Below are 16,172 nucleotides of genomic sequence, written 5' to 3'. Positions count from 1 at the left end.
TCCCCGGAGGGCTCTACCTCAGTCAGCGACGCTCCTCGCGCTGTTTGCAGGTGACGCACAGGGTGGCTCTGGGGAAGGCCTGCAGACGTGCCTTCCCGATGGCCTGACCGCAGGACTCGCAGACCCCGTAGGTTCCCGCGTCCATCCGTTCGATCGCCCGCTCGCTCTTGGCGAGCAGGTCACGAGTATTGTAGGCCAACGCCAGATCGTGTTCGCGCTGGAAGGCCTTGGCCCCGGTGTCGGCGGGGTCGTCCCCCGCGCCCTCGACCGGGTCGCTCAGCCGGGCGGCGAGCTCGTCCTCACTCTCCCGGATCTCCTCGCGCAGGGCCGCGATCTCGTTCTGGAGCCGTTCGCGGACCTCGGCGATCTCCTCCGGCGTCCAGGGCTCCTCCCCCGGACGGACCGGCAGCCTGGCGGCTTCGGTGGCCTTCATCGCACTTCCCCTCCCAGACGGGCTCGCCCGCCCCGTGCCCCGCCGACCGCGGGACCTCCCCCACGTGGGCCGTTGCGCGAGCGGTGCCGGAAGCCTAGGCAAAACGCGAGCTCAAGGCAATGATCCAGGCGGTGCGCCCTCGTCTCACCTGGTTCAAACGACGGCCAAGCCCCGGTGCTTCCCCGGGCTAGTCGGCGGTGGCGAACCCGCCGTAGTCCTCGGCGAGCGCGGACAGGTGGGGCTCGTCGAACACGGCCGGTCCGCCGTGGGGACCGGTGCGCACCTCGATCACCCAGTCCACGTCCTCCGCGTCGTCCTCACCGGCGAGCATGTCCCGGTGCACGTGGCAGGGCTCGTACCCCTGCTCCAGCAACTGCTCGGCCAACTCGTCGGCGTCCTCGCGGTCGGGCAGGCTCACCATGACCGCTCCGCGCGTGCCCTCCGACATGACCGGAACCCTCCCCCGGGTGAAAACGCGCCGTGCGCCGCACCGCGCTGCGTTATCCTGACTCTCAAGGCGTCGATGGGGACGAGTAACGCTGGCCCCGACCGGACGGACACAGCCTAGAGGGCCCACTCCGTCCAAGCGACCCGGGGACGGTGGGAGCCCGGGGGCACGACCAGCGCGAAGATCACCCCGGAGCCGCCGGAGGAACGGGAGCAGCGCGCTCCCCAGTAGAACCGGCACCAGCGCAACGAAGAGGGACCCGCCGCCGACCGCCCAGCGGACCGGCCGCGGTTCCAAGGAGGGTGGTACCGCGGGGCCCGAGCCTCGTCCCTCCGTCAGGCACACCCCTGATGGAAAGGTACGACGGTGGCCAACGACCCCCGGCCCGAATCCCGCGCGCTGCCCCAGCTGCCCGCGCAGATCGATCTACCCGCGATGGAGCGCGAGATCCTCGGCCGCTGGTCGAAGGAGAACGTCTTCCAGCGCTCGCTCGACCAGACCCGCGGCGGCCCCAACTGGGTCTTCTACGAAGGGCCGCCCACCGCCAACGGACAGCCCGGCGTGCACCACGTCGAGGCGCGGGCGTTCAAGGACGTCTTCCCGCGCTTTCGCACCATGCGCGGCTACCACGTCGACCGCAAGGCCGGGTGGGACTGCCACGGTCTGCCCGTCGAGGTCGCCGTGGAGAAGGAACTGGGCCTGTCCGGCAAGAAGGACATCGAGCGCTTCGGCATCGCCGAGTTCAACGACCGCTGCCGCGAGTCCGTCCTGCGCAACGTCGACGCCTTCACCGCCATGACCGAGCGCATGGGCTACTGGGTGAACATGGACGACGCCTACCGCACCATGGACCCCCAGTACGTGGAGTCCGTGTGGTGGGCGCTCAAGCAGATCTGGGAGAAGGGGCTGCTGGTCCGCGACTACCGGATCAGCCCCTACTGCCCCCGGTGCGGGACGACCCTGTCCGACCACGAGCTCGCCCAGGGCTACGAAACGGTCACCGACCCGTCCGTCTACGTGCGCTTCCCGGTGACCTCGGGGCCGCTGGCCGCACCCGAGCACCCGACGTCGCTCCTGGTGTGGACCACGACCCCGTGGACGCTGGTCTCCAACACGGCCGTCGCCGTGCACCCGGACGTGTCGTACGTGGTGGCCACGGACGGCACCGAGCGCCTGGTGGTGGCCGAGCCCCTCTTCGAGAAGGTCCTGGGCGAGGGCTGGGAGCTGACCGGCGAGCGGTTCGAGGGTGACGAGATGGAGCGCTGGACCTACCAGCGCCCCTTCGACCTGGTGTCCTTCGACGAGCCCGCGCACTACGTCCTGCTGGCCGACTACGTCACCGTCGAGGACGGCACCGGCCTGGTCCACCAGGCCCCCGCCTTCGGTGCGGACGACATGACCACCTGCCGCGCCTACGGCCTTCCGGTGGTCAACCCGGTGCGTCCGGACGGCACGTTCGAGGCCGACCTGTCCCTGGTGGGCGGGGTCTTCTTCAAGGAGGCCGACAGGACCCTGGTCCGCGACCTGAAGGCCCGCGGCCTGATGTTCCGCCACCAGTCCTACGAGCACTCCTACCCGCACTGCTGGCGCTGCCACACCGCGCTGCTGTACTACGCCGTGCCGTCCTGGTACATCCGGACGACGGCGGTCAAGGACGAGCTCATCGCCCAGAACGACGTCACCAACTGGGTGCCGGAGAACGTCAAGGAGGGCCGCTTCGGCGAGTGGCTGCGGGGCAACGTCGACTGGGCGCTGTCCCGGAACCGCTACTGGGGCACGCCGCTGCCGATCTGGGAGTTCCCCGACGGCCGCCAGATCTGCGTCGGTTCCCTGGAGGAGCTGAGCCGCCTCAGCGGACAGGACCTGTCCGGCCTCGACCCGCACCGCCCCTACGTGGACGACGTCGTCATCCCCGACCCCGACGCCGACCCCTCCCTGCCCGAGGAGGAGCGGGTGGCGCGCCGCGTGCCCGAGGTCATCGACGCGTGGTTCGACTCCGGGTCGATGCCGTTCGCCCAGTGGGGCGCACCGCACCGGGACGCCGACGCCTTCCAGGCGAACTTCCCGGCGCAGTACATCTCCGAGGCGATCGACCAGACGCGTGGGTGGTTCTACTCGCTGCTGGCCGTGAGCACCCTGGTGTTCGGCCGCAACTCCTTCGAGAACGTGGTCGTGCTCGGCCACATCCTCGCCGAGGACGGCCGCAAGATGAGCAAGCACCTGGGCAACGTCATGGAGCCCATCCCGGTGATGGACCGGCACGGCGCCGACGCGCTGCGCTGGTTCATGCTCGCCAGCGGTTCGCCGTGGACGGCCCGGCGGGTCGGCCACGCGGCCCTGGAGGAGATCGTCCGCAAGGTCCTGCTGACCTACTACAGCACGGTCTCCTTCTTCACCCTGTACGCCAACGCCGGTGAGGGCTGGAACCACGCCGAACTGGCGCAGGCGCCCGCGCCGAAGGACCGCCCCCTGCTGGACCGCTGGCTGCTGTCGGAGCTGAACGAGGTCGTCCGCGACGTCACCGAGGCGATGGACTCCTTCGACACCACCACGGCCGGGCGGCGCCTGACCGCGTTCGTCGACGACGTGTCCAACTGGTACGTGCGCCGCTCCCGCCGCCGCTTCTGGGGCGGGGCGAGCACCCCGGAGGGCGCGTCCGCGTTCGCGACGCTGTTCGAGGCCCTGGAGACGGTGACCCTGCTGATGGCGCCGATCGTGCCGTTCCTGACCGACCACGTGTGGTCGGCGCTGCGTCGGCCCGACGCCCCCGACTCGGTGCACCTGGCGTCGTGGCCGACGGTGAACGAGGACCTGATCGACACCGAGCTGTCCGAGCAGATGGGGCTCACCCGCCGTCTCGTCGAACTGGGCCGGTCGGCCAGGGTCGACTCGGCGGTGCGCACCCGCCAGCCGCTGGCCCGTGCCCTGGTGGGCGCCCCCGGGTTCGCGGACCTGCCGGCCCAGCTGCGCGACCAGGTCTCCGACGAGCTCAACGTCGAGCGGCTGGACGCGCTGTCCTCCGTGGGCGGTGACCTGGTGGACTACGTCGTCAAGCCGAACTTCCGCGCCCTGGGCAAGCGGTTCGCCAAGCGCACGCCGCTGGTGGCCAAGGCGATCCAGGCGGCCGACCCGGCTGAGCTGGTCGCCCGGATCCGCGACACCGGTTGGGCGCAGGTGCGGGTCGAGGACGAGCCCGTCGAGGTGAGCGCCGACGAGCTGCTGGTCACCGAGCAGCCCCGGGAGGGATGGGCGGTGGCCTCCGAGGCCGGGGAGACCGTCGCCCTGGACCTGGAACTCACCCCCGAGCTGCGCCGTGCCGGTCTGGCCCGCGAGATGGTCCGGATGCTCCAGGAGGCGCGCAAGCGCAGTGGCCTGGAGGTCTCCGACCGGATCCACGTGTGGTGGTCGGCCTCGCAGGAGACCACCGAACAGGCTCTGGTCGAGCACGGGGACGCGATCGCCAAAGAGGTCCTGGCGGACGCGTTCGTCGCCGGTGAGACGGGCCAGGACCTGTTCACCGCCTCGTCCGAGGAGTTCGGTGTGACCTTCGGGTTCCGCCGGGTCTGACGGTCGCGGCGAACGGGCGCCGCTCCGGAGGGTGGAGCGGCGCCCGTCGTGTGTTCGGGGCCGGGTTCAGCCGACCCGGTCGGCGTCCTCGTCCGCGGCGGTGGGAACCGTCTTCGGGGTCGTGTCGTCGGGGACGGGGTCCGCGTCCCCCTCCTCGACGTCGAAGCCGCCGGTACCCGGGGCCGCGGCCTCGTCGGTCACGTCGGTGTCCGCGGCCGGTTCGGGACGCGTCCCGGCTCGCTCCTCGGTGTCGCTCCGCGCCGTCTCGGCGTCGGTGGCCGTGGCAGCCGGAGCGGCCGCGGCGACCGTCTCCCGCAGGCTCGGGATCCGGTAGCTGAAGGGGGTGGCGCCGACCTCCTCCTCGGAGGGGGCGGAGGTGTCGGAAGCGTCCGTGGGGGTCTCGGAGGAGGGTGCGTCCCGCTCGGTGGAGGGCGCGGGGGCCGCCTCGTCGTCGGCCGCGGCCTCCCGGGTGTGTGCCGCGTCCTGTCCGCTCCCGGGGACCGCCGTGGGCGCGGGCGGTCGTTCGCGGACGTCCTCGGGGGCGGAATCCCCGGTGTCCGGTTCCGGCCGCGTGGCGGCCGCGGGCGTCTTCGGACGGGAAGGGCCGAACTCCGGCTCGCCGGGTTCCTCGGCGACCCGTGTGCCCCGGAGCGCGCTCTCCGGGGCCGCGGTGGCCTCCCGCACCGGCTCCGGCGCCGGTGCGGGCACGGGCCCTGGGTCCTCCGGCCGTCCGTGGGGGGCCGGGGGTGGCACGGGGACGGACGACTTCCCCAAACCGTCCGTCCCGGAACGTTCCCGCTGCGATCCTCCCCCGCCGGGCCGTCCCTGGATCACCGCCCCCACCAGAAGGAGGGCGCTGACCGCGCCGAGTCCGAGCGCGACGTACACCAGCGTGGTCTCGGCGAACAGCAGGGCAGCCGCGATGACGGCGATGGCCGCCAGCACCGCCACGGTTGCGATGATGCTAAGGATCACGGGTCGACCAGGGCCTTTACACGCGTTGAGCCGGAGTCTTCAGTTGTTCGGAACCGCATACCGCCGAGCTCAGCGGCGCTCGTGCGGAGCCTCACCCGGGTGGAAACCACCGTGCTGGGCGGGCTCGGGCTGGCCGAACGGGTTGCCCGCGGGGCCGTGCTGCTGGAGCGCCGGAGACCCTCCGGTCTGGGGTGCCATCGTCTGGAAGCCGCCCGTGGTGTTCGGGTTGGGCTCACCGGACTTGCCCTCCTCGTTGAGCTCGCGCAGCTGCCGCTCGAAGTAGTCCTTCAGGCGGCTGCGGTACTCGCGCTCGAAGTCCTTGAGGACGTTGACCTTGTGCTCCAGCTCCTCGCGCTGCTGCACGAGGCTGCCCATGACCTGGCGGTGGCGCTCCTGGGCGTCGCGGTCGAGGTTCTCGGAGCGGGCGCGGGCCTCACCGATGATCTGGTCGGCCTGGCGGCGCGCCTTGCCGAGGATGTCCTCGGACTCGTGGCGGGCGCGGCCCAGCGTCTCGTCGGCCTCGCGGCGGGCGTCGGAGATCGCCTGGTCGGCGGTCTGCTGGGCGAGGGCCAGGACGCGGGCGGCCGTGTCCATGTTCTCCTCGCCGCCCATGGCCAGGTTCGCCCCGGTCATCGACATCTGGGCGGGCTGGGCCGGGGGCTGGGGGGCCTCGACCGCCTGCGGCGGCTGGACGGGCTCCGGGCGCATCTGCTCGGCGTGCTGCTGGGGCTCGGGACCGGCCTCCTGCTGGAAGTCCTGCATGCCGGCGTTGGGGACCTTGCCGCGCAGACACTCGGCGAGCTTGCCGCGCAGTTCCTCGTTCTCCTGGATCAGGCGGTCCAGCTCGGACTCGACCTCGTCGAGAAAGGCATCGACCTCTTCTTCGTCGTATCCCGGTCGGAGCCGGGTGGTACTGAACTGCTTGTTCCGCACGTCCGCGGGTGTCAGCGGCATCTTCGTCTCCTTGGCGCGCTTGGGAGTCTGTCCGTAGGGACGCTACCTGATCGTGACCTTACGGCAATCCAGATCATGACCAAGACCACATAACGGAATCAGGGGCGTCTCGTTGCCCTGTGTATCCCTACGCGACCGTGGCTGCGAGGCCCCCGAGTACGTTCATCAGCAGCCACACGCCGATGAACAGGATCAACACACTCAGGTCGAGTGCGATGCTCCCCAGCCGCACCGGCTTGATGAACCGACGCAGGAACCTCAGTGGTGGGTCGGTGATCGTGTACACGATCTCAGCGAGCACGAGCACGAACCCCGTGGGGCGCCACGTCCTGGAGAAGGACTGCACCATCTCCAGGACCACTCTCGCGATCAGCACGAAGAGGAAGATCCGGAGCGCGATGAGCAGCACTGACAGGACGATACTCACGGTCGTTCCCCGACCCAATCTTTGGACAGGTGTGATGGTCTAGCTCTGATTGAAGAACCCTCGCTCAGCGATCCTCGCCTTGTCTTCGGCGGTCACCTCGACGTTCGCCGGAGAGAGCAGGAACACCTTGTTGGTGACCCTCTCGATACTGCCATGGAGACCGAAGATCAGACCAGCCGCGAAGTCGACCAGACGCTTGGCGTCACTGTCGACCATCTCGGTCAGGTTCATGATCACCGGCGTGCCCTCCCGGAAGTGTTCTCCGATGGTACGCGCCTCGTTGTAGGTGCGGGGGTGGAGCGTGGTGATCCGCGCGAGGTCGGCGGTGGAGGCCACCGTGGTCGAGCCACCACGCCGGTCGCCCGAACCCAGGTAGTCGTCGGTGTCCGTCACTGAGTCGCCCCGTGCTTCCTCGCCCCGCGGGGCGTCGGCGTCACCGACCCGCCCCTCATCCGACCCCTCGTCGAATTCGTCGAACTCATCATATTCGTCCGCATAGCGGTGATCGTAACGGTCGTCCTCCACGAGGCCGAGGTAGACCGCCATCTTGCGCATCGCGCCGGCCATCCCATACCCTCCGTCGTCCCCGCGGCCTTCACCGCAGCCAGCTCCTCCATCTTCACCCGTCCCCTACCGCCCTCGCGGAGCGGAGCGCCCATTCGGGCGAACTCCACAGACGGGCCCCAAGGTCTATGTGGGGACATTACCCCACGATCGGCGCCCGGTCGCCGAGCAACGCCGTGCCGAGTCGCAGGTGTGTCGAACCGTGCTCGACGGCCGCCTCCAGGTCCGCGCTCATCCCCGCCGAGATCGCCGTGGCCTGCGGATGGCGGTCGCGGACCCGCTCCGCGACCTCCCGGAGCCGGGCGAAGGCGGCGTGGGCGTCGCCCCCGCGCGGAGCCACCGCCATGACGCCCCCGAGGGTGAGCGCCTCCTGCTCCTCGATCCGGTCGGCCAGGTCGAGAGCGTCCCGCGGGTCGACCCCGCCGCGCGGTCCGATCACGCCCGCCTGGGAGTCGGCGTCGAGGTTGACCTGGACCAGGCAGGTCAGGCGCCGTCCGGCGGCCGCGGCGCGCTCGCCCAGGGCCCGGGCCAGGCGCGCCCGGTCCACCGAGTGGACGACGTCGGCGTAACCGGCCACCGACCGGGCCTTGTTGGTCTGCAACTGACCGACGAAGTGCCAGGTCAGATCCAGGTCGGCGGTTTCGGCGGCCTTCGGGGCGGCCTCCTGGTCGCGGTTCTCCCCCACGTCGGTGACGCCGAGGGAGGCGAGGACGCGCACGTCGCTGGCCGGGTAGGTCTTGGTGACGGCGACCAGCGACACCTCGGCGGGGTCGCGGTCGGCCTTGGCGCACGCGGCGTCGATCCTGGCCCGTGCGGCGTCGAGGTTCGCACGGACCTGGGCGACGCGCGCGGGGTCGGGGTGTGACACTGTTTCCCTTCCGTCCCCCGCAGGGTGGGGGTGAATCGAGTCGTTGGAGTCGGCCCGCGGTGGTTCCGGTCCCGTCGGACCCGCCCGCCACCGCAGACACAGGGTACGGCCTGAGGGTCCGTCGCCCGGGTTCGACGACGGTACCGGGCGGCCCGGTCCGGGGTTCAGGCGCGCCAGAGGAACGAGGCGAACCGTCCGGTCGGGGCGTCGCGGCGGTGGGAGAAGAGTTCGGGGCTCTCCAGGGTGCAGCGGCCGTCGGCGGTGATGTCGGTGACCCCTGCGCGACGCAGCTGGGCGGTGACGGCGGCGAGCATGTCCACGCCGGCCGTGCCCCGGCGGGTGACGCAGGCGGCCTCGGGCGTGTTCCGGGCGGTCTCGTCCCGCACGTGCTCGGGCACCTCGTAGCACTTGCCGCAGATGGCGGGGCCGAGGAAGACGGTGATCCGGTCGGTGTCGGCGCCCTGGGCGACCATGCTCTCCACCAGGTTGGCGGCCACGCCCGCCGCCGTCCCCAGGCGGCCGGAGTGGGCCGCGCCCAGCACCCCGGATGCGGCGTCGGCTGCCAGGACGGGCAGGCAGTCGGCGGCCATCGAGGCCAGGACCAGGTCGGAACGGGTGGTGACCACCCCGTCGCAGGTGCCCACGCTCCCCGGTTCGGTGGCCACGAGGACGTCGGCGCTGTGCACCTGGTTCATCCACACGACCCGCTCCACCTCGAAGCCGAGGTTGCGGGCGGCGGTCTCCCGGTTGGCCAGGACCGCCTCGCGATCGTCCCCCGTGCCGAGCCCGAGGTTGAGGGAGTCGTAGGGCGGCGCGCTCACGCCGCCGCTCCGCTCGGTCACGGCCGCGCGCAGACCACGGCCCAGGTCGATGACGTTGCCCATCCCCGTCCTTCCCTCCGCATCCCTCGGCCCGCGCGGGGAGGTACGGCCGTTCGGACGAGTCCCCGGGGGCGACGACGGCCCCGCCGCGGAGGGCGGGGCCGTCAACACTCAGATGCTACCGGGACCGGGTCCTGTCACTTCAGGAACTCCGGGATGTCCAGGTCGTCGGGGTCGTCGAAGATGACGCGGCGCCGGGGCGTGGGGACCTCGCCGCGCCGCTCGGCGGTGGAGTCGGTGACGGCGTGGATGGGGCCGCTCCGTCCCTCCCGCGTCGCGGGCTCCTCGGTGTCCCGCTCGACCGGCCGCTCCTGGGCGGGAGCCGCCTCGGCGGCGGGCTCGGCGTGGGTCTCCGGAAGGGAGGTCGGAGCGTGCGACGGCGTCTCCGCACGCGGTTCCGGCTCGACCGGCGCCGACGGGGCCGACGAGGTGTCCGGCGTGGTCGGTGCCGGCCGCTCCGGTTCCACCGGCCGGTGCTGGACCGGCGGCTGGACGGGCTGGGCCTGCGGGCGGGCCGGCTCCGGGGCGCTGGTCGGTTCGGGGCGCGTCGGAGCGGTCCACTGCGCGGTTCCGGCCGTCGCCCCACCCGTGTCCGCCGCGGAGGACGCCCGCTCCCTCGGCGCCTCCGGTCCGGGCTCGGTGATCGCCTTGGGGGCGGCGGCCTCAGGAGGGTCCACGGGGCGCTGTTCCCGCACCACGGGACCGGTCACCTCGGGTTCGTCGAAGCCCGCGGCGATCACGGTGACGCGTACCTCGTCGCCGAGCGCGTCGTCGATGACGGCGCCGAAGATGATGTTGGCCTCGGGCGCAGCCGAGTTGGCCACCAGCTGCGCCGCCTCGTTGATCTCGAACAGGCCCAGGTCGGAACCGCCCTGAATGGACAGCAGGACCCCGTGCGCCCCGTCGATACTCGCCTCCAGGAGCGGTGACGAGATCGCCATCTCCGCCGCCGCGACCGCGCGGTCGTCCCCGCGCGCCGATCCGATGCCCATGAGCGCGGACCCGGCGCCCTGCATGACCGACTTCACGTCCGCGAAGTCCAGGTTGATCAGGCCGGGGGTGGTGATGAGGTCGGTGATGCCCTGGACACCCGAGAGCAGGACCTGGTCGGCCGCCTTGAACGCGTCCAACACGCTGACCTGGCGGTCGGAGATGGACAGCAGCCGGTCGTTGGGGATCACGATGAGTGTGTCGACCTCCTCACGGAGCATCGCTATTCCCGACTCGGCCTGGGTGGCCCGCCGCTTGCCCTCGAAACCGAAGGGGCGGGTGACCACACCGATGGTGAGGGCGCCGAGGGAACGGGCGATGTTGGCGACGACGGGCGCCCCTCCGGTGCCCGTCCCACCGCCCTCACCAGCCGTGACGAAGACCATGTCGGCCCCCTTGAGGACCTCCTCGATCTCCTCCCGGTGATCCTCGGCCGCCTTGCGCCCGACGTCGGGGTTGGCTCCGGCTCCCAGACCGCGGGTGAGCTCACGACCGACGTCGAGCTTGACGTCGGCGTCACTCATCAGCAGCGCCTGGGCATCGGTATTGATGGCGATGAACTCGACGCCCTTGAGCCCCTCTTCGATCATTCGGTTGACGGCGTTGACACCGCCGCCGCCGATGCCGACGACTTTGATGACCGCGAGGTAGTTCTGCGGTGCTGCCACGACGAGGGGCCTTTCCGCTCGCATGAGCCGTCCCCTCACCGTGTCCGGGGCCCTGGCCGCCGGAGACGCCTCGGGTTCGGCATCCGGTTTACTCCATGTGCGTTTCGGGTTCCCCACACCGCGGCGTCCACGACGCCGGTGCCGGGGGACCCGGGGCCACCTGATCCCGTTCCGCATCCGACCGACCGGCCGGTGCCCTCCGCCCCGTGGACGGATGAGAACGGTTCCTGCGTACCCCGAAAAGCGTGTTTTGCTGCGTTCTTGACGGTGGTTGTGCTTCCCGACAGTAAGCGGACTGCCGAGTACGGGCAACCGTGCTGGGATCAGCCTAACCGCGCATAACACGGGGAAGCGATGTGCGCACTCGGCGCGTCGCGTCTGGAATGTCCGCGCCGGTCGGTAAAGCACCCCGCGAGGTGGCCCACGACACTCCCCCGGACGACGGGAGGCGACCCTGCCGTTCCTTTTCCTCGCTCTGGGTGACGCTTCACCGAACGATGGCCAGGTCCGGAACACTCACGTCGTAGACCCGCCCCTCCTGCGGGGGGTGCTCACTCATGAGCACGCGCAGGACCGCGCTCTTGTCGGCCGTGTCGGAGGGGTCGCCCCACTCGACGAGGGATCCGTCACCGAGGTCGAGGGTGATCTCGTCGGTCTCGGTGGCGTCGATGAGCTGGATCTGCGCCAGGAGCGAGTCCGGTGCGCGCTCGACGATGTCCGCCGCCGCCCGGACCGCCTCGTTTCCCTCGACCTCCCCGGTGACGCGCACCACCGGATGGGTGCCCGGACGCGTCGCCGAGTCCTCGATGCGCACGCCGTCCCCGTCCACGAGGCGGTACTCGTCCCCGGCGCGGACCGCCAACAGCGGTTGGCGCTCGACCACCTCCACGCGGAGGGTGGCGGGCCAACCGCGCGTCAGCGTGGCCGACTCCACCAGTTCGATGGACTCGGCCCGCTCCGCCCCGCCCTCCAGGTCGACACGGATCAGCGGCGTGCCGGTGGGCACGTCGACGGCGGCCACGACCTCCTCGGCCGAGACCCGGTCCAGCCCGGTGACGGCGACGTCGCGCACCACGAGCAGTCGGGACCCCAGAAGCACCCAGGTGACCACGCAGACCAGGGCGACCACCAGCAGCGCCATGAAGGCCAGCTTCCAGGGGTCGGACTTCCGACGCACCCTCGTGCCCGGCTTCGGGGACGGTTTCGTGCCGGTCCTCGTCCCACCCTGGTCAGCGCTCACGTGTCTCCCCCTGCTTGCCTTGGGCCCCCGCTGCGCTTCGGCCCGCCCGCCCGAAGGGCCTACCCCGCCGCGACCTCCGCGGCCTCGGCGCGGGCCTCCACGATCCGCGGCCCCAGTTCGGTGACGTCACCCGCGCCCATGGTGAGCACGATGTCCCCGGGGCGGGCGAGTTCGGCCACACGGCGCACGACCTCGTCCCGGCCGGGCACGTACCAGACGCGGTCGTGGGCGACCCTGGAGGTGATCAGCTCGCCGGTCACCCCCGGTTCGGGGTCCTCCCGGGCGGCGTAGACCTCCATGACGACGACCTCGTCGGCGAGGCTGAGCGCGGCGGCGAACTCGTCGGCGAAGAAGCGGGTGCGGCTGTACAGGTGCGGCTGGAAGAGGGCGACGACACGCCCCTGGGGCAGCCCCTGCTCGGCCGCCTCCCCGGCCACCGACTCCAGGGCGGCCCGGGTGGCGCGCAGGTCGGCCTCGATCTCCGTGGGGTGGTGGGCGTAGCTGTCGTAGACCGCGACCCCGTCCGCCTCGCCCTTGAGCTCGAAGCGGCGCGCGGCCCCGGCGAAGTCGGCGATGCCCTCCACCGCGACGTCCAGGTCGTGGCCGAGTTCGTCGGCGACCGCGAGCGCGGCGGCCGCGTTGAGCACGTTGTGCCGCCCCGGGACCGCCAGGGTGCCGTCGACCGGGTCGCCGTCGGCGGTCTCGATCGTGAACTCGGTGGTGAAGCCGCGCGCGACCGTACGGGTGATCCGGTAGTCGGCGTCGCCCGCCTCCCCGTAGGTCACGACGCGCCTGCCGCGCTCACGGGCGATCTCGGCCACCCGGCGGGCGCCCGGGTCGTCGACGCCGACGATCAGGGTGCGCTCGACGCGGTCGACGAACGCGGCGAAGTTGGCGTGGATCTCGTCCAGACCGCTGTAGTTGTCCAGGTGGTCGGCCTCGACGTTGGTGACCACGGCGATCTTCGGGGAGAGCATGAGGAAGGAGCCGTCGCTCTCGTCGGCCTCCACCGCGATGGCCGGACCGATCCCCGCGTCGGCGCCCAGACCGGTGGTGACCAGCTTGCCGCCGATCACGTACCCGGGGTCGGCGCCCAGGTGTTGGAGCACGACGGCGATCATGGACGTGGTCGTGGTCTTGCCGTGCGTACCGGACACGGCGATGCCCTCGCGGCCCAGCAACAGCGCGCCCAGGGCGGCGGCCCTCGGTAGGATCCGCAGGCCGCGCCGGCGGGCCTCGACCAGTTCGGGGTTGTCATCGCGGATGGCGGAGGAGACGACGAGCGTCTCGGCGGCGCCCAGGTGTTCGGCCGCGTGGCCGACGTGCGTCCTGGCGCCCATCTCCTCCAGTTCGCGGAGGGTCTCGCTGTCGCGGGCGTCACTGCCCGAGACCTCGACCCCGGACTGGAGCAGGACGCGGGCGATACCGGACATGCCCGCCCCGCCCAGACCGATGAAGTGGGTGCGGCCGAGCTTGCCGACCGGGACCGGGTCGGTGGGAGGAACCAGGCTCATCGGGCGTCCTTCCCGTCGTCGTAGAGGACCTCGTCACCGTCGCCGTCGATGTCGTCGACGGGCAGTTCCGGGGTGGGTTTGTCGCCGCGGGCGATCGCCATGACCTCGCGGGCCAGTTCCATGTCGGCGTCCCTGCGGCCCATCCGGGCGGCAGCCTCGGACATGGCCACGACCCGGTCGGTGTCGGTGAGCAGCGGGATGAGCTGGCTGGTGATCCACTCGACGGAGACGTCGGCGTTGTTGACCATCAGGCCGCCGCCCGCCTGCACGATCGGTTCGGCGTTCAGCGCCTGCTCACCGTTGCCGATGGCCAGCGGGACGAAGGCGCCGGGCAGCCCGACGGCGGTGAGTTCGGCGCAGGTCATCGCGCCGGAACGGCACATCGCCACGTCGGCCGCGGCGTAGGCCATGTCCATCCGGTCCACGTAGGGCACCGCGACGTAGGGGATGCCGTCCTGGGTCAGGTCCTGGGGCTCCTCGGCGTTCTTGGGGCCGACGACGTGCAGGACCTGGACGCCGCTCTGCCGGAAGTACGGGGCGGCGGCGAAGGCGGTCTCGTTGATGCGCTGGGCGCCCTGGGAGCCGCCGAAGATCAGCAGGGTGGGCAGGTCGTGGCGCAGGCCGAAGTAGGCGCGGGCCTTGTCGCCCATCGCCAGCCGGTTCAGCTTGGTGATCTGCTCGCGCAGGGGGATGCCGATGAACCGGCCGTTGCGGATCTGGGTGTGCGGGTGCCCCGTGTACACGTGCGGGGTCAGTCGCGCCCCCAGCCGGTTGGCCAGGCCGGGAAGCGGGTTGGCCTCGTGCACGACGATCGGGATGCGCCGCCGCCGCGCGGCCAGGTATCCGGGGGTGGCCACGTAGCCGCCGAAGCCGACGACGATGTCGGCCTGGAGCCGGTCGAGCTGTTCACCGGCGGCGCTGAGCGCGCCGGCGAGCTTGCCCGGGACCGTGAGCAGCTTGGGGGTGAGCTTGCGCGGCAGGGGAACCGCCGGGATCAGGCCGAGTTCGTAGCCGCGCATGGGGACCAGTCTGGTCTCCAGCCCCCGTTCGGTGCCCAGACAGAGGATCTCCGTGCTGGGGTCGACGCGCCTCAGCGCGTCGGCAAGGGAGAGTGCGGGCTCGATATGCCCGGCCGTGCCGCCTCCGGCTAGGGCTACCCTCATCGTCGCCGATTCCTCCTTGGCCGGTCACCCGCCGGGACCGGTCCGCTCCTGTGCTTGGCCGTCGTCCTGTCACCACGGGGGCCCGCCGTCCGGGGGTCGCGCGCCGTGGTGGAGCGCCTGGGGACCGCGGCGCCGCTCCGCTTGTGCACCGCGGCGCCGACATTTTCCAGGCCCAGCCAGCTTAGAGCCCTTTGGGCCCCACTGGGACCCCGGGCCGCCAGGGCTTTCCTCGCCTGGGGTTCGGCCTTGGCCAGGGAGAGCAGGACGCCGAGGGCCACCATGGTCGGGATGAGCGCCGAACCGCCGTAGGAGACGAGGGGCAGCGGGATCCCGGTGACGGGGACGAGGCCGATGACCGCGGCGATGTTGATCATCGCCTGGCCGAGGATCCAGGCCACGACCGCGATGGCGGCCAGGCGCGCGAAGGGCTCGTCGACCCTGCGCGCCACACGCAGTCCGGCGTACCCCAGCACGCCGAACAGGGAGATGACCACGAGCGTGCCGATGAGGCCGAACTCCTCGCCGATGATCGCGAAGATGAAGTCCGACTCGGCGAAGGGCAGAAAGCCCCACTTCTCCCGGCTGGCTCCGATGCCGAGGCCGAACACCCCGCCGGTGCCCAGCGCGTACAACCCGTGCAGCGACTGGAAACCGTCGCCGGTGGGGTCGGACCCAGGGTCGAGGAAGGCCGTGACACGGGTGATGCGGTAGGGCTCGATCGCGATGACGATCACCGCCAGCGCCGTGACCAGTCCGAACATGGCCACGAACAGGCGCCCGGGCGCGCCGACCACCCACAGCAGGGCCAGGAAGACCAGCAGCAGGACGAGCGTGGTGGACAGGTCCGACCCCAGCAGCACGAGCAGGGCGAGCAGCCCGACCCCGGGCAGCAGCGGGAAGAGCAGGTGCCGCCACTCGGTGAGCTCGCCCAGCTCCTCCTTGCGCGCGAGCACGTTGGCGCCCCACAGGGCGAAGGCGAGCTTGGCCGGTTCCGAGGGCTGGATGGTCAGGCCGCCGATCTCCAGCCAGCGCATGGCTCCGTTGACCTCGGTGCCCTGGAACGTGGTGAGCAGCAGCAGGGCCACGGAGATGATCATCGCCGGGTAGCCCGCGATGCGCAGCACCCACCGGGGCAGGTGGGAGGCGAGCAGCATGAGCGGCAGGCCGATGCACGCCGACACCATCTGGCGCTGGAACATCGAGAAGGCCGACCCGGTCTCGGTGATCGAGTTGACCATCGTCGACGACAGCACCATGACCAGGCCCAGGGCGATGAGCATCACCCCGGTGCCCAGGATCAGGTAGTAGGAGGTGAGGGGACGGTCGAGGGACCGTGCCCACTCACGCCAGAGCGCACGTTCGCGCCCCTTGGTCGCCGCGCGTCCCCGGGGCCGGGTCACCCCTGGGACCGTTGTCGTCGCCGCCATCCACACCCTCCGCACGATCAGCGCCTCAATACTGGCGTACGGGTGGGTGCGAA

At 71.4% G+C, this 16,172-nt stretch carries 14 protein-coding genes; 1 reads left to right on the top strand and 13 read right to left on the bottom strand.

The features are described 5' to 3' along the window. Positions 1-22: 22 nt before the first annotated feature. Entirely contained in the window at positions 23-433 is a 411-nt protein-coding gene (locus DVR05_RS07970) for a TraR/DksA C4-type zinc finger protein (RefSeq protein WP_116245172.1), read from the bottom strand. A gap of 187 nt (positions 434-620) precedes the next feature. Next, entirely contained in the window at positions 621-881 is a 261-nt protein-coding gene (locus DVR05_RS07965; protein WP_116245171.1) for a hypothetical protein, read from the bottom strand. 366 nt (positions 882-1,247) lie between these two features. Here DVR05_RS07965 and ileS point away from each other — a divergent pair, with 366 nt between their 5' ends. Further along, positions 1,248-4,448, top strand: a complete 3,201-nt coding sequence (gene ileS / locus DVR05_RS07960) for an isoleucine--tRNA ligase (RefSeq protein ID WP_116245170.1) — start codon at positions 1,248-1,250, stop codon at positions 4,446-4,448. A gap of 66 nt (positions 4,449-4,514) precedes the next feature. Here ileS and DVR05_RS07955 read toward each other — a convergent pair whose 3' ends face one another. The 11 genes from DVR05_RS07955 to ftsW form a co-directional block, all read right to left on the bottom strand. After that, positions 4,515-5,423: a hypothetical protein gene (locus DVR05_RS07955; RefSeq protein ID WP_198659084.1), complete on the bottom strand. Its 909-nt coding sequence runs from the start codon at positions 5,421-5,423 to the stop codon at positions 4,515-4,517. Positions 5,424-5,492: 69 nt separating this feature from the next. Continuing rightward, the gene (locus DVR05_RS07950; RefSeq protein WP_116245168.1) at positions 5,493-6,377 is read right to left on the bottom strand and encodes a DivIVA domain-containing protein; all 885 of its coding nucleotides are present in this window, start codon (positions 6,375-6,377) and stop codon (positions 5,493-5,495) included. 127 nt (positions 6,378-6,504) lie between these two features. Then, positions 6,505-6,804: a YggT family protein gene (locus DVR05_RS07945; protein ID WP_116245167.1), complete on the bottom strand. Its 300-nt coding sequence runs from the start codon at positions 6,802-6,804 to the stop codon at positions 6,505-6,507. Between the two features lie 39 nt (positions 6,805-6,843). Then, positions 6,844-7,371, bottom strand: coding sequence for a cell division protein SepF (locus DVR05_RS07940; RefSeq protein ID WP_116245166.1), 528 nt, complete (start codon positions 7,369-7,371; stop codon positions 6,844-6,846). A gap of 136 nt (positions 7,372-7,507) precedes the next feature. Next, positions 7,508-8,236 (bottom strand): YggS family pyridoxal phosphate-dependent enzyme, encoded by a 729-nt coding sequence (locus DVR05_RS07935; RefSeq protein ID WP_116245165.1) that lies wholly within the window; start codon positions 8,234-8,236, stop codon positions 7,508-7,510. 164 nt (positions 8,237-8,400) lie between these two features. Continuing rightward, on the bottom strand, positions 8,401-9,120 hold the full coding sequence (gene pgeF, locus DVR05_RS07930; protein ID WP_116245164.1) for a peptidoglycan editing factor PgeF: 720 nt from the start codon (positions 9,118-9,120) through the stop codon (positions 8,401-8,403). 134 nt (positions 9,121-9,254) lie between these two features. Continuing rightward, a complete protein-coding gene (gene ftsZ / locus DVR05_RS07925) occupies positions 9,255-10,775 on the bottom strand; it encodes a cell division protein FtsZ (RefSeq protein ID WP_116245163.1) in 1,521 nt (506 codons plus the stop codon). A 487-nt stretch (positions 10,776-11,262) separates the two neighbouring features. Then, positions 11,263-12,015, bottom strand: coding sequence for a cell division protein FtsQ/DivIB (locus DVR05_RS07920; RefSeq protein WP_369974508.1), 753 nt, complete (start codon positions 12,013-12,015; stop codon positions 11,263-11,265). 59 nt (positions 12,016-12,074) lie between these two features. Beyond that, positions 12,075-13,529 (bottom strand): UDP-N-acetylmuramate--L-alanine ligase, encoded by a 1,455-nt coding sequence (murC, locus tag DVR05_RS07915; RefSeq protein ID WP_116245161.1) that lies wholly within the window; start codon positions 13,527-13,529, stop codon positions 12,075-12,077. Continuing rightward, on the bottom strand, positions 13,526-14,692 hold the full coding sequence (gene murG / locus DVR05_RS07910; protein WP_116245160.1) for an undecaprenyldiphospho-muramoylpentapeptide beta-N-acetylglucosaminyltransferase: 1,167 nt from the start codon (positions 14,690-14,692) through the stop codon (positions 13,526-13,528). Before murG ends, murC begins: the two co-directional genes overlap by 4 nt. After that, complete coding sequence (ftsW, locus tag DVR05_RS07905; protein ID WP_116245159.1) at positions 14,689-16,119, bottom strand: putative lipid II flippase FtsW; 1,431 nt, start codon at positions 16,117-16,119, stop codon at positions 14,689-14,691. The genes murG and ftsW overlap by 4 nt, the downstream gene beginning before the upstream one ends. Between the last annotated feature and the right edge of the window lie 53 nt (positions 16,120-16,172).

This window comes from Nocardiopsis sp. FIRDI 009 (genome assembly GCF_003386285.1).
Taxonomy (GTDB): Bacteria; Actinomycetota; Actinomycetes; order Streptosporangiales; family Streptosporangiaceae; genus Nocardiopsis.
The sequence above is the reverse complement of the archived record's forward strand: the minus strand, read 5'-3'. Positions and strand labels throughout refer to the sequence as shown.

What these genes read in the sequence shown, in the direction of transcription:
- DVR05_RS07970 (WP_116245172.1), bottom strand. Translation starts at nt 433, where the DNA reads ATGAAGGCCACCGAAGCCGCCAGGCTGCCGGTCCGTCCGGGGGAGGAG.
- DVR05_RS07965 (WP_116245171.1), bottom strand. Translation starts at nt 881, where the DNA reads ATGTCGGAGGGCACGCGCGGAGCGGTCATGGTGAGCCTGCCCGACCGC.
- DVR05_RS07950 (WP_116245168.1), bottom strand. Translation starts at nt 6,377, where the DNA reads ATGCCGCTGACACCCGCGGACGTGCGGAACAAGCAGTTCAGTACCACC.
- DVR05_RS07940 (WP_116245166.1), bottom strand. Translation starts at nt 7,371, where the DNA reads ATGGCCGGCGCGATGCGCAAGATGGCGGTCTACCTCGGCCTCGTGGAG.
- pgeF (WP_116245164.1), bottom strand. Translation starts at nt 9,120, where the DNA reads ATGGGCAACGTCATCGACCTGGGCCGTGGTCTGCGCGCGGCCGTGACC.
- murC (WP_116245161.1), bottom strand. Translation starts at nt 13,529, where the DNA reads ATGAGCCTGGTTCCTCCCACCGACCCGGTCCCGGTCGGCAAGCTCGGC.
- murG (WP_116245160.1), bottom strand. Translation starts at nt 14,692, where the DNA reads ATGAGGGTAGCCCTAGCCGGAGGCGGCACGGCCGGGCATATCGAGCCC.
- ftsW (WP_116245159.1), bottom strand. Translation starts at nt 16,119, where the DNA reads ATGGCGGCGACGACAACGGTCCCAGGGGTGACCCGGCCCCGGGGACGC.